Source organism: Rhizobium sp. BE258, from assembly GCF_031457345.1.
Lineage (GTDB): Bacteria > Pseudomonadota > Alphaproteobacteria > Rhizobiales > Rhizobiaceae > Rhizobium.
This window is the reverse complement of sequence record NZ_JAVDWL010000002.1, coordinates 478524-491359: the sequence shown is the minus strand read 5'-3', so window position 1 is coordinate 491359 and position 12836 is coordinate 478524. Positions and strand designations below refer to the sequence as shown.

General features: G+C 58.6%; 11 protein-coding genes. All 11 read left to right on the top strand.

Annotated elements, in window-relative coordinates; genetic code table 11:
* Positions 1–227: 227 nt before the first annotated feature.
* The 11 genes from J2X43_RS07640 (at position 228) to flgK (ending at position 12835) form a co-directional block, all read left to right on the top strand.
* Positions 228–1127 (top strand): flagellin, encoded by a 900-nt coding sequence (locus J2X43_RS07640; RefSeq protein WP_112387607.1) that lies wholly within the window; start codon positions 228–230, stop codon positions 1125–1127.
* 247 nt (positions 1128–1374) lie between these two features.
* Positions 1375–2280, top strand: a complete 906-nt coding sequence (locus J2X43_RS07635; RefSeq protein ID WP_112387608.1) for a flagellin — start codon at positions 1375–1377, stop codon at positions 2278–2280.
* A gap of 299 nt (positions 2281–2579) precedes the next feature.
* The gene (locus tag J2X43_RS07630; RefSeq protein ID WP_112387609.1) at positions 2580–3527 is read left to right on the top strand and encodes a flagellin; all 948 of its coding nucleotides are present in this window, start codon (positions 2580–2582) and stop codon (positions 3525–3527) included.
* Between the two features lie 164 nt (positions 3528–3691).
* Positions 3692–4330 carry a hypothetical protein gene (locus tag J2X43_RS07625; protein ID WP_310292900.1) on the top strand — a complete coding sequence of 213 codons (639 nt, stop codon included), beginning with the start codon at positions 3692–3694 and terminating at the stop codon, positions 4328–4330.
* Positions 4327–5595 carry a MotB family protein gene (locus J2X43_RS07620; protein ID WP_310292897.1) on the top strand — a complete coding sequence of 423 codons (1269 nt, stop codon included), beginning with the start codon at positions 4327–4329 and terminating at the stop codon, positions 5593–5595. Before J2X43_RS07625 ends, J2X43_RS07620 begins: the two co-directional genes overlap by 4 nt.
* Before the next feature lie 3 nt (positions 5596–5598).
* Positions 5599–6909, top strand: a complete 1311-nt coding sequence (gene motC / locus J2X43_RS07615) for a chemotaxis protein MotC (protein ID WP_310292894.1) — start codon at positions 5599–5601, stop codon at positions 6907–6909.
* 1 nt (position 6910) lies between these two features.
* Positions 6911–8320: a flagellar hook-length control protein FliK gene (locus J2X43_RS07610; RefSeq protein WP_112538199.1), complete on the top strand. Its 1410-nt coding sequence runs from the start codon at positions 6911–6913 to the stop codon at positions 8318–8320.
* Positions 8241–8825 carry a transglycosylase SLT domain-containing protein gene (locus J2X43_RS07605; RefSeq protein WP_112513952.1) on the top strand — a complete coding sequence of 195 codons (585 nt, stop codon included), beginning with the start codon at positions 8241–8243 and terminating at the stop codon, positions 8823–8825. Before J2X43_RS07610 ends, J2X43_RS07605 begins: the two co-directional genes overlap by 80 nt.
* A gap of 281 nt (positions 8826–9106) precedes the next feature.
* The gene (gene rem / locus J2X43_RS07600; protein WP_112387615.1) at positions 9107–9778 is read left to right on the top strand and encodes a transcriptional activator Rem; all 672 of its coding nucleotides are present in this window, start codon (positions 9107–9109) and stop codon (positions 9776–9778) included.
* A 126-nt stretch (positions 9779–9904) separates the two neighbouring features.
* A complete protein-coding gene (locus tag J2X43_RS07595; RefSeq protein WP_112387616.1) occupies positions 9905–11266 on the top strand; it encodes a flagellar hook protein FlgE in 1362 nt (453 codons plus the stop codon).
* 21 nt (positions 11267–11287) lie between these two features.
* Positions 11288–12835, top strand: a complete 1548-nt coding sequence (flgK, locus tag J2X43_RS07590; protein WP_112387617.1) for a flagellar hook-associated protein FlgK — start codon at positions 11288–11290, stop codon at positions 12833–12835.
* The last annotated feature ends 1 nt before the right edge of the window (position 12836 follow it).

Sequence of the window (12836 nt, the reverse complement as noted above, 5' to 3'; positions counted from 1 at the left end):
CACCGGCCATTTTTGTTATTAAAAATGGATTAACAGGATTTAACCTAAGTTACCGATTTTTAACGATTTTTTTTAACCGTGTTTAGCTTCTTTTAACGATGATGCTGTTTTCTAAGCACATCGAAACGGCGGTCGGTCAACAGACGATCGGCAGGCATGACGCTGAGCGCCGTTCCCGGTGAGACCGGAATGCCCTTCATCACGTAGCCAATTAGGGGCACATTTAAATGACCAGCATTCTTACCAACAATTCCGCAATGTCCGCTCTGCAGACCCTGCGCAACGTCAACCAGAACCTCGCCGACACTCAGAACCACGTTTCGTCGGGTCTGCGCGTTGGCAAGGCTGCCGACAACGCAGCTTACTGGTCGATCGCAACGACGATGAAGTCGGACAACAAGGCCCTCGGCGCCGTTTCTGACGCTCTCGGCATGGGTGCTGCCAAGGTTGACACGGCTTACACCGCTGTCGAAAGCTCCATCGACGTCGTTTCCGAAATCAAGTCGAAGCTCGTTGCTGCAACCGAAGACGGCGTTGACAAGTCGAAGGTTCAGGACGAAATCACCCAGCTCCAAGCGCAGCTGAAGAGCATTTCTTCTTCCGCTTCGTTCAACGGCGAAAACTGGGTTGCCAACAACGCCGGCGAAACGATGAGCGTTGTCTCCTCCTTCGTCCGCAGCAACACCGGCGCTGTATCTGTTACGGTCACCGAGTACACCGCTTCCGACACCGATCTGCTCTACACCGATGCGACTGCCGGTACCGGCGGTATTCTCGGCACGGCCGGCGCGTCTTCGGGCAAGTCGATCACCGAGTTCACGATCGACTCCTCCACGACCAAGGGCGACATCGACGGCCTGCTGACCGACGTTGAAACCGCTCTGAAGGACATGACCTCGCTCGGTTCGAAGTTCGGTTCGATCTCCTCGCGTATCGACATGCAGTCGAACTTCGTTTCGTCGCTGAGCGACGCAATCGAATCGGGTGTTGGCCGCCTCGTCGACGCCGACATGGAAGAAGAGTCCTCGAAGCTGACCGCTCTGCAGACGCAGCAGCAGCTGGCCATCCAGTCGCTCTCGATTGCAAACTCCTCTTCGCAGAACATCCTGTCGCTCTTCCGCGGCTAATAGGATTGGCGATACAAGCCGTCCGGTATTGTCCGGTCGGCCCAGGAAAACGAAACCGCGCCTTAACGGGCGCGGTTTTTTGCTGTCCGCGTTAACGTTTTGTTAACCATTTTGCCGTCTTCTGCGCTCAACGTAACGGTGAGTTAACCAAGTTTAATCCCAGGTTAACAGGCATGAGCGCTGGTTCCCGTTCCCGGTAGGCCGGAATGTCCCTTCTCGACGTATTGCCAATAAGGGGCACTTTTTCATGACGAGCATTTTGACGAACGTCGCAGCCATGGCTGCGCTTCAGACACTTCGTACGATTAACAACAGTCTCGAAACCACCCAGAATCACGTATCCTCCGGTTACCGTGTCGCCAAGGCTGCCGATAACGCCGCCTACTGGTCGATTGCGACGACCATGCGCTCCGACAACAAGGCGCTTTCCGCCGTGTCCGACGCGTTGGGTCTTGGCGCAGCAAAAGTCGACACCGCCTATTCGGCGATGGACAGCGCCATCGACGTCGTCACCGAGATCAAGTCCAAGCTTGTTGCCGCAACCGAAAAGGGCGTCGACCGCACGAAGATCCAGGAAGAAGTGAAGCAGCTTCAGTCTCAGCTTCTGAGCATTGCGCAGTCCGCATCGTTCTCCGGCGAAAACTGGGTGGCGGGCAACGAAACCAAGAGTGTGGTCTCGTCCTTTGTTCGCGACGGCAACGGCAACACTTCGGTCACCACCACCGAATATGTGCTGAACTCCGCTTCGACCGGCAACGTGCTGTTCGGCACTAGCAACGGATCGATCGATACCTCGACTGGCATCATCGGTAGCTCCAACGGCACGATCGGCTCGATTTTCTCGTTCGACATCTCCAACCTGTCGACGGATGACATCGGCCTCGCCCTGAATGCTGTGGAGGCAGGTCTTGAATCGATGACGAAGGCGGCTTCGCAGCTCGGTTCGATTTCGACACGCATTCAGTTGCAGGAGAATTTCGTCTCGTCGCTCAGTGACTCCATCGACTCGGGTGTCGGCCGCCTCGTCGATGCCAACATGGAAGAGGAATCGTCCAAACTGACCGCGCTTCAGACACAGCAGCAGCTGGCGATCCAGTCGCTGTCGATTGCGAATTCGAGCGCGCAGAACGTTCTGACGCTGTTCCGCAGCTAAGCCGGAAATTGAAGCTGGACCGAATCTTGCGGCGCTGTTTTCAATCCGTCAAAAACACACAGAAATCGCGCTCGAAAGGCGCGATTTTCGTTTTAAAAACATGTGCTTAAGTACGTTTTCAAGTTTCGGCGTCCCGAGGGGCCTCAACCCTTGAAACTATGATTAAAGTTGGGTTAATTTCACCAACGAGTTGATTTGTTACTGCGACGCACCGGCCGCTTTGCCGGGGGCATGAAGCCATAATCTGTCGCTACCGGTTACCGGTCTGTCCCTTTCCCATTCATTCAAGAGATCGACAGATGGCCTATACCATTCAAGACCCGGCTGCCCTGACCGCACTGAACATCATGCGGGGCCTCGGCAAGGACTCCGATAAAATTCAGCAGCAGATCTCATCGGAACTGCGGATCCAGACTGCTGCGGACGATGCCACATACTGGTCCTACGCGCAGACCCTGCGCACCGACGGCAGCTCGCTGAAGACGATCGATGATGCGCTTGGCCTTGGTGCGGCGAAGGTCGATACGACCTATACGACCATGGACTCGCTGATCGACCTGGTCAGCAATATCAAGGCTACGCTCGTTTCCGCCGCCGACCCGGCGAATGACCGTGACAAGCTGAACACCACACTGCAGCAGTATTTGTCGCAGCTCCAGTCGGGCGTTACCGGTACCAGCTTCTCGGGCGAGAACTGGCTCTACAACAACAACTCGGTCATTCCGGATACCCGCTCGGTGATCGGTGGCTATATCCGCGGCGCTAACGGCCAGTTCTACCCGCAGAACATCAGCTTTCCATCATCGAGCCTGGTCATGATCGATACGCGCGACGCGTCAAAGGGTCTGCTGACCAAGGACATCGATCCGGGAACTGGCAGCGGCAACCAGTACTTCCTGCTGAACGCAAACTCGACGACCCCCGCGACCGGCAGCCAGATCTCGCTTTCTGACAGCACGACACCGCAGAATCTGGCGGACATGCAGGCTGTCGTTGAAAAGGTCCTCTCCGGTCTGAACACCACAGCGGCCGGTCTCGGCATCATGAAGAACCAGGTCGATGCCCGGTCGGACTATGTGAACAAGATGATGGATTCGCTCGACACCACGGTGGGTGCGCTTGTCGATACCGATATGGATGAGGCATCGACTCGTCAGACAGCAATCCAGGCGCAGTTGAACATCGCGACCGAGGCGATGAACATTCTTAACAATTCCGCCGGCAACATCCTGATCCTGCTCGAATAGTAATCTGGCTCAGCTGGCGGGCACGTGCCCGCCATTCATCCTCGCGCAAGTTTGACTTTCTAGGTTCCAGGCAAGGCTGCCTCAGTTCTGTGAAGCGGCGGTCAGAATTGGTTTGAACGAGGCGCAGGCATGCCGCAGCTTTTTGCAGATACCGGGTGTGGTCGATGAGCGCGATGCTATCCCGCTATCTCAAGGATTTCAGTGATATCAAGCCGGTCGCCCCGGCGCCCGAAGCCTCCGACTTCGCCGAAGAGGCGTTTGGGGGATTTGCAGATTTCGCGGAAGAACCTGCAGTCGATCTCGAAGCTGAACGCCGCTCTGCCTATGCCGAGGGCTACGCCGCGGCAACGTCTGGTCTCTCCAAGACCCACGCGGACCAGTTGCAGGCTGCCGAGCTTGGCTATCAACGGCAGCTCGATGAGCTGAAAGAGAAGTATGAGCAGGAACTCGCGGTCCTTCTCGCTGCCAGATTGTCGGGCATCGCCTTCGAAGTGGCGGAACTTGTCAGCGCCGCCGCCGCCAAGGCGATCGCGCCCGTTGTGACGGAGGCTGTCGCGGAGCAGGCTGTCGCAGATCTTGCGGTGCTTCTGAAAGAGGCAATTCTCGATGGCGCGGCCGGTGTGGTGATCGTCAAGGGTCCCGCCAATCTTTTCGCATCGCTGGAGAAGGCGCTCGGAGAAAAGTCCGGCCTTCTGCGGCACATTGAGACGGATGACGTCGACCTCATTGTTGAGGTTGATGGCTCCGTTCTCGTCACACGTATTTCTGCCTGGTCTGCCAGCTTGAAGAAAGTTCTGGAATGAGTGAGAGCGAAAATCACCACCACGGCAAAAATGAAGTCATCATCATCAAGAAACATGGTGGTGGCGATCATGACGGCGCGCATGGCGGCGCCTGGAAGATCGCTTACGCCGACTTCATGACCGCCCTGATGGCGTTCTTCCTCGTCATGTGGCTGGTCAATGCTGCAAACGAGGAGACGAAAGCCTCCGTTGCGACCTATTTCAACCCGATCAAGCTTGCCGACGAAAAGCCCACCGAAAAGGGGTTGAAGAAGCCTGTCGATACGGCTGAGGGCGAGGAGACGAAGGACAAGTCGAAGCAGAAGGAAGAGCAGCAGACGCAGGGCGCTTCTGCCGCCAGCGGCGACGACCAGACCTCGACGTCAGGCGACCAGACGAACTACTCCGAAGCTGACTTCTTCGAAAATCCCTATTCCGTTCTGGCCGAAATCGCCCAGGAAGTCGGACAGCAGGCTAACGTCAGCGCCAAGGGCGAGGGTGGTGCAGCCGATTCCGGCCCGGCGACCGGCGCTGATGGTGGCGAGGCCTATCGCGATCCTTTCGATCCGGATTTCTGGACCAAGCAGGTCGAGGTGACGCGCGCCGACAATCCTGGCAAGACGCCGGCGACCAAGGACGCCGAGGAGCAGCCGGATGCTGCAGAGCTTGCCAAGCTCGAGGAGCAGAAGCCTGAAGACCAGTCTGCCGATGCCAAGCCTGCCGATCAGCCTCACGAAAAGGCAACCGACAAGAAGTCCGATCAGAAGCCGGCAGATACCGCGGCCGACAAGCAGCAGGATGCGCAAAAGCAGGCCGAAGAGCAGAAGCAGGCCGATGAGTTGAAGCAGGAAATTGCCAAGCAGATCAGCGGCGTAGGCGGCAAGCTCGCAGAAGGCCTGACGGTAACCCCGTCCGAAGGCGGATTGCTCGTCAGCCTCTCCGACCAGGGCAATGACTCGATGTTCAACGTCGGCTCGGCCGTTCCCCGCAAGGAAATGGTGCAGGTCATGGAAAAGTTGGGCGAGATCCTGAAGGCGCGCCAGGGTGCGGTGGTGATCCGTGGCCATACCGATGGCCGTCAGTATAAGGGCGCAGACAACGAAAACTGGCGCCTGTCGATGGATCGCGCTCAGGCTGCCTATTACATGCTCGTGCGTGGCGGCTTGGGCGAGCAGCGCGTCTCGCAGGTGTCCGGCTTTGCCGATCGTAAGCTCAAGCTTCCGGATGATCCGTTGAACGCCGCAAACCGCCGTATCGAAATCCTCGTTCAGGCGGACCAGGGATAAACCATGGCGCGCAGCAAGCCCCATCATCTTCTCTCCCTCATGCTCGGACTGGCGCTTACAGCGCCGGCTGTAGCCGTTGCGGATGAGCAGGAAGATCTGGCGCCCTACAAGATGCTGCGCTCGCTGCAATTCGTGCAGGATTCCGTGGTTCTTGGCGATCACTCCGCTGCCGAAATGCAGCGCTTCATGCTGGGCACGATCGATCAGCGTCTGCGCTCGGTCGATGCCTCGGTCTATGACGATGATCGCAACGTTGATGCGGCGCTCGTCTACGCGATGAGCGGCGGCAATCCGGCGACGCTGGAGTACCTGGTGTCGCGCGACGTCAACGGCTATTTCGACAATCGTGTCACCGACGTGTTGCGGAAGTATCTGAGCGGCAAGGGACTGCTGGTTGCCAAGACACTGGTCGAAACGGCCAACGAATACCGCGACAAGAAAATCGGTCCCTATCTGTCGCTGGTTGGCGGCAATGTCATGGTGGCGCGAAGCCCGCTCGAGGCACTGAAGCTCTACGATCAGGCGCGGCTGTCTGCACCCGGCACCATTGTCGAGGAGGCGGCCTTGCGCCGCTCGGTGGCGATCAGCGTCGAGGCCGGCTTGGTCGACAAGGGCATGGCCTATTCGCAGCGCTATGTTCGCCGCTTCCTGCATTCTCCCTATGCGAGCCAGTTTGCCGACCTGTTCGTCAAGCTGATCGTCGATCACGAGCATGACGTGAAGCCGGAGGACGTCGTCAGCATTCTCGGTTTCATGGATGATGCGCGTCAGCGCGAGGTTTATCTGCGTATCGCCCGTGCGGCCGGTATCGCCGGCAAGGTGGAACTCGCCAAGACCGCGGCCGAGCACGCACAGACTCTGTCTGGGGGCGACACCGATCCGCTTGGCGCCCTGGCAAGCTTCTACGGCAACATGGCGTCGGTCTCGACGCCGGATGTCGATTCGGCCGCCCAGCATATCGGCAAGGTCGCAGACGGCGATCTCTCGGATCGCGACAAGGCTCTGCGAGCTGCAGCCCGCTCGGTAGCCGAACAAGTATTGAAAGCGCCTGACCCTGCAAGCTTGACGCAAGCCAAGGATTCTACTTCTTCTAATGAAGAGAATACTTCAGAACAGGCAGCTGTTACTACGGACGCCGAATCGCAGTCGCCGACCGCCCCTTCGGAGGTGGTGGACGATGGCGCGGCGCAGGCACTCCCGGCAGACAGCAGCCAGGGTCAGCAGAATGCCGATCCTGCCTACAAATCCTTTATGGCTGCGAGCCGGTCCAAACTTGACGATATCGACAAGTTGTTGAGCCAAGAAAGCAATTGAGATGATGGATATCAGCGTTTCGGGGGGAGCGGCACCGGTTGAGGCGCCGTCAGCGAAATCCAATCGCCCGGTTGGGAAAGACGACGACGGCCGCAAGGGCGGCGGCTTTTCCGACGTGCTTTCGAAGGCCGGCGACAACGGGCAGAATCCGAATGATGCCAACGCTGCGTCGAATGCAGGTGGGCCCAGTGAGGCCGATGCTGCCGCACTTGCCCGCTCTCGGCCCCATGCCAAGCCTGTTATCGATCTCAGCGACGCGTCGCTGAAGGAGCAGGCGGCGGTGAAACCGGAAACGGTCGCGATGGGCAAGTCGCTGAAGGATCAGGTCAAGGACGCGATCGAACAGGCCAAGGACGCCATCAAGAAGGATGCGCCGGAGACGCTCGCCGACGACGCGCTGCCGCATGCGACGAAGAGCGCCAAGCCTGCAAAGGGCGACGAGACAAAGAAGGCGGATAAGGGTGACGGCGAGGACGCCGCAAGCGATGCGCTCGATCTCCTGCAGAAAGACGGCCCGCAGGTGCCCATCGTTATCGCTGCGGCCGCGCAGGGATCATCCGTGAAGACCAAGGATGACGGCGCCGTCGCCAAGGACAAGAAGGCCGATGCCATCGATGCTGGCGGCAAGGCCGCATCGCATGTCAGCGACGCGCTGGCTGCGGTGGGTGTTTCCAAGGCAGCCGACGATGCCGTTCCGGGTACCGAGGGTGCCGAGGCCTCTGATGGCAAGACATTCCGCCTGAGCCGCGCCGATGGCCGCGGGCAGTCGATGGATATCCACATCGGCACCGAAGATCATGGCGAGCAGGGCGTGAAGAGCAAGGGCGATGTCGAGAACGTCACCGTGCTTGAATCGCGCCGCTATATCGGGTTGGCGCAGAATTCCGCTTCCGTCACCGCGGCAATCAGCGGCGACAAGGAGTGGGCGCAGGCCATGCAGCCGGGTTCGGCGCTGTCAAATGCAGCCGAATGGACCAGCACGGGCAAGGTCGTCAACACGCTGAAAATCCAGATGACGCCGATTGACCTCGGCCTGGTAACGGCGACGATGCGCCTATCGGGCGATGCGTTGAATGTCGATCTCAAGGTCGAATCGGGTGCTGCTTACCGCCAACTCAAGGAGGATCACAGCAAGATCCTCGAGTCGCTGCGCAGCCAGGGCTATACGGTCGACAACGTGACGATCAGCATGGCGCCAGTCGAAAAGGCCGATACCGGCACTCAGGCAAACGCACAGAGCCAGTCGGGTCAGCAGTCCCTGCAGCACGGCCAGGGCGGCGAGGCGCGTGAGCGCCAGTCGCAGACAGCACAGCGAGGGAATGGAGGCTTCGATGGCGCAACTGAGACCGGTGTGGAAGACGTTGCTTCTGGCGCCGCTGGCAGCGGCAGCTCTGGCAGCGTTTACCTCTGAGGCGGCCGCCTATAACGGCGCCTGCGAGAAGGAAATCCAGTCGGCCGCGGCCAAGTACGGTATCCCCGAAGGCATTCTCTATTCGGTGGGTCTGACGGAGACGGGACGCAAGGGATCGTTGTATCCCTTCGCTCTCAATATCGAGGGCAAGGCGGTGTTTCCGCCTTCCGAAGAAGACGCCATGCGGCAGTATTATTCGGCCACCAAAGCGGGCGCCAAACTCATCGATATCGGCTGCATGCAGATCAACCATTACTTTCATGGTGAGAACTTCCGCTCCGCTGAAGAGATGTTCGACCCGCACACCAATGTCGAATACGCAGCGAAGTTCCTCCGCAACCTTCACGATCGTCATGAGACCTGGACGATGGCGGTAGCCAGATACCACGCCGGACCGAACAATGACCCCGCGCAGAAGCAGTATGTGTGCCGGGTCATCGCCAATCTGGTCGCCACCGGCTACGGCAAGTGGACTCCTAATGCGAGCAACTTCTGCCAGAATTGATGCAATCAAAAATAGCAAAAAGAGAACAAAGCGGAATCGTGTCAAAATGTGGCAGGAATCCGCCAGAATCTGGCCACGCAAGACCTAATTTACCGGTCGTTAACTTTTCCACGAAATTTTTGTGTGCATAACTGAGGTGGCCTACTACATGTAGAGCAAATCGGGACACAAAAGTTAATCAACTATTAATTCCCGCCATTAACTTCCAACACCTTGTTCCAGATTCACGCGATTCGTACCCATAGGTCATTGAAGTGCCACACTGATTCGGAGGCGGACGAATGATCGTCGTGGTTGATGAGCGAGAGCTCGTTAAAGATGGATATACATCTCTATTTGGCCGGGAAGGCATCCCTTCGACCGGTTTTGATCCAAGCGAATTTGGTGAGTGGGTACAGACGGCGGCGGATTCGGATATCCAGGCCGTCGAGGCGTTTCTGATTGGCCAGGGCCAGCAGACCTTCGAGTTGCCGCGGGCCATCCGCGACCGTTCGCAGGCGCCGGTGATTGCAGTCAGCGATCAACCTTCGCTTGAAACGACGCTTGCACTTTTTGATTGTGGCGTCGATGACGTGGTGCGCAAGCCCGTCCATCCCCGTGAAATTCTCGCTAGGGCCGCGGCCATCCGCCGCCGCCTGAAAGCGATTGCAAGCCACACCGATATCGGCGGCATTCGCGTCTTCTCGGACGGCCGCGATCCCGAGATCCACGGTGAGGTCTTTGCGTTGCCGCGCCGCGAGCGCCGCATCCTCGAGTATTTGATCGCAAACCGCGGCCGCCGCGTTACGAAGACCCAGATCTTCAACGCCATCTACGGCATCTTCGACGAGGAAGTCGAAGAGAACGTCGTCGAAAGCCACATCTCGAAGCTGCGCAAGAAGCTGCGCAAGAAGCTCGGTGTCGATCCCGTCGATTCCAAGCGCTTCCTCGGTTACTGCATCGACTGGAACTGATTTCAGCGACGGGCCTCGCCGCGCGGCAGCGGTGCTTAAGATTTCCAAAGCACCGCCCGCACCAGACAGCTTCACGCAAGGCCCGCCAAATACTCTCCGGACTATCAAGGAAAACGAGGTTTTCAGATGAGCATTTTTGGCAGCATGAAGACGGCAGTGTCCGGCATGAACGCCCAGGCGAACCGCCTGAGCACCGTCGCCGACAACATCGCGAACGCAAACACCACGGGCTACAAGTCGGTATCGACGGCATTTTCGTCGCTCGTCCTGCCCTCCACGGCCGGCAACTACAATTCCGGTGGTGTTCAGACGTCCGTCCGCCAGTCCGTGACTGCCCAGGGTGACCTCTCCTACACGACTTCAGGCACCGACCTCGCCATTTCGGGCGACGGCTTCTTCATCGTCCAGAGCCCGGACGGAACCTCGGTTCTGACCCGCGCCGGCGATTTCACCAAGGACAAGAACGGCAACCTGGTCAACGCCGCCGGCTTCACGCTGATGGGCTACCCCTACACGGCCGGCCCGCCGGCAGTCGTCGTCAACGGCTTCGATGGTCTGGTTCCTGTTAACGTCAACCAGACAGGTCTGACCGCGATCGAATCCACGTTGGCAACGTTCTCGGGCAATCTGAATTCTGACATGCCCGTCGTTGCTGCAACCGATCTGCCAAGCGCCAACCAAGATCCGGGCGCTACGGCAGCCGGCGTGTCCAACACCTTCAAGACCTCGATGGTTGTGTTCGACAAGCTTGGCGGCAAGGTTCAATACGACTTCTACTTCACGAAGTCCGCCGCAGCGACGGCTGCCGACAATACGACGACTCCGCCGACATCGGCGACTTCTGGCACTTGGGACGTTGCCATTTATCGTAAGGATGGCGCAGCGGCATCGGGCACGAGTTCGTTCCCCTATTCGCCGATGCCCGATTCGCTGGTCGCTTCTGGCACGATGGCCTTCAACGCCACCGGCGGGCTGATCACCGACGCGGCGGATCCTGCTGCCGGTACGATCACCGGCAATCTCGCAATCGCCGATACAAAGAGCGATCTCAACATCGATCTCGATCTCTCGAAGTATACACAGAAGGCTTCGGCCAGCAGCGGCACCGGTTCGCCGAATGGCCAGGCCGCCAGCGAAGTGACCGGTGTCACCATCGACAAGGACGGTACGGTCTACGCGAACTACAAGGAAGGCGACCCGAAGCCGGTTTTCCGTATTCCTCTTGCAACCGTTGCAAGCCCGGACGAGCTGACGCTGCTTAGCGGCAACGTCTATCAGGCGAACGGCCGCTCCGGCGTCACTGTCACCGGCTTCCCGCAGACCAACGGTCTCGGCACCCTCCAGGCCGGCGCGCTCGAAGGCTCGAACGTCGACCTCGCAGGCGAGCTGACCGAAATGATTGAGTCGCAGCGCAGCTATACGGCCAATTCCAAGGTCTTCCAGACGGGTTCGGACATCATGGACGTCCTCGTCAACCTCAAGCGATAAAATCAGGGTAACCGGTAAGCCATGTCGCTCACGTCAGCACTTAATACGGCACAAAGCATCTTCAACAACACGGGCACGCAGAGCGCGACCGTGTCGGGGAACATCGCCAATGCCGGCAACAAGGACTATGTGCGCCGGCAGGCGATGATCACCACGTCGTTGAACGGCGCATCGGTGGTCAAGATTGATCGGGCGCAGGAGGATGCTCTCCTAAAGCAGTACCTCGCCAGCAATTCGCAGGACAGCGCCCAGCAGACTCTGCTAAATGGCTTGGAGGATGTGAAAAGCGTCCTCGGCGGCAACGACTACGAGACCTCTCCGTCCGAATATCTCAGCGCCTTCCAGAAGAAGCTGGCCGCATTTCAGACGTCGCCGAACAATGTCGTCGCCGCGCAGGGTGCGATCAATGCGGCGCAGGATCTCGCCAACTCGCTGAATAACGCAACGGCTTCCGTCCAGAACACCCGGGCCGCTGCCGACAAGTCGATTGCGACCCAGGTCGACACGCTGAACTCGTTGCTATCGCAGTTCGAGACGGCCAATAACGCCGTCAAGAACGCGGTCAACACCAATTCCGATCCGTCGGATGCGCTCGATCAGCGCGACAAGCTGCTGAAGCAGATCTCCAGCATCGTCAGCGTCAAGCCGGTATCGCGCAATGGCAGCGATATGGCGCTCTACACCTCCGATGGTGTGGTCCTTTTCGATACCATTCCTCGCGAGGTAAAATTCACGGCGACCCCGACCTATCAGGCGAGCGACAAGGGCAACGGCGTCTATATTGACGGCGTGGCGCTGGCTATGGGGCAGGGCGGCACGACTTCCGGCCAGGGAAGCCTCCAGGCGCTGCTTCAAATCCGTGACGATGTCGCGCCGAAATTCCAGAGTCAGCTTGACGAGATCGCCAAGGGACTCGTCAACATGTTCGCCGAAACGAAGACCGACGGCAGCTCGACGACGCCAGGACTATTCGTCTGGACGCAGTCTCCAAGCGGTGCTGCGGGCGGAATGCCGACCGTCGATCCGGTCACGGGGCAGTACGCTATCATCAATGGGATGGCGGGATCGATCAAGGTGAACTCGGCAGTCATCACCTCTCAGGGTGGCGATCCGATGAAGCTGCGCGACGGTTCGATCAACGATCCGGACCCGATGCCGGCTATTCCTCCTTACGTCCCCTACAGCACCAATCTTTCGGGCAACGGCGGTTACACGGATCAGCTCGACAAGTACTACAACGCCATGGGCGCCAAGATAGATTTCGATCCTGGCACTGGTGTCTCCGGCTTCAACACGGGCTCGGGTCTAGATTCTAACGTCAGCATTATGGATTTCGCCGCCAACTCCATCGGTTGGCTCGAGCAGTACCGCAGCAGTGCCAGCGATGCGTCCGAAAACACTTCTGCTGCCCTGGCGCGCTCCGATCAGGCCTATTCCAACGAGACGGGCGTCAACCTCGACGAAGAGCTGACTCTGATGCTCGACATCGAGCAGTCCTACAAGGCGGCAACGAAGATTTTGAATGCCGTCGACGAAATGCTGAAGTCATTGCTGGATATTGCGAGTTAAA

Excerpts from the sequence above, each read along its gene's own strand:
- J2X43_RS07640 (WP_112387607.1), top strand. The coding sequence starts at position 228 with ATGACCAGCATTCTTACCAACAATTCCGCAATGTCCGCTCTGCAGACC.
- J2X43_RS07635 (WP_112387608.1), top strand. The coding sequence starts at position 1,375 with ATGACGAGCATTTTGACGAACGTCGCAGCCATGGCTGCGCTTCAGACA.
- J2X43_RS07630 (WP_112387609.1), top strand. The coding sequence starts at position 2,580 with ATGGCCTATACCATTCAAGACCCGGCTGCCCTGACCGCACTGAACATC.
- J2X43_RS07625 (WP_310292900.1), top strand. The coding sequence starts at position 3,692 with ATGAGCGCGATGCTATCCCGCTATCTCAAGGATTTCAGTGATATCAAG.
- J2X43_RS07620 (WP_310292897.1), top strand. The coding sequence starts at position 4,327 with ATGAGTGAGAGCGAAAATCACCACCACGGCAAAAATGAAGTCATCATC.
- motC (WP_310292894.1), top strand. The coding sequence starts at position 5,599 with ATGGCGCGCAGCAAGCCCCATCATCTTCTCTCCCTCATGCTCGGACTG.
- J2X43_RS07610 (WP_112538199.1), top strand. The coding sequence starts at position 6,911 with ATGATGGATATCAGCGTTTCGGGGGGAGCGGCACCGGTTGAGGCGCCG.
- J2X43_RS07605 (WP_112513952.1), top strand. The coding sequence starts at position 8,241 with ATGGCGCAACTGAGACCGGTGTGGAAGACGTTGCTTCTGGCGCCGCTG.
- rem (WP_112387615.1), top strand. The coding sequence starts at position 9,107 with ATGATCGTCGTGGTTGATGAGCGAGAGCTCGTTAAAGATGGATATACA.
- J2X43_RS07595 (WP_112387616.1), top strand. The coding sequence starts at position 9,905 with ATGAGCATTTTTGGCAGCATGAAGACGGCAGTGTCCGGCATGAACGCC.
- flgK (WP_112387617.1), top strand. The coding sequence starts at position 11,288 with ATGTCGCTCACGTCAGCACTTAATACGGCACAAAGCATCTTCAACAAC.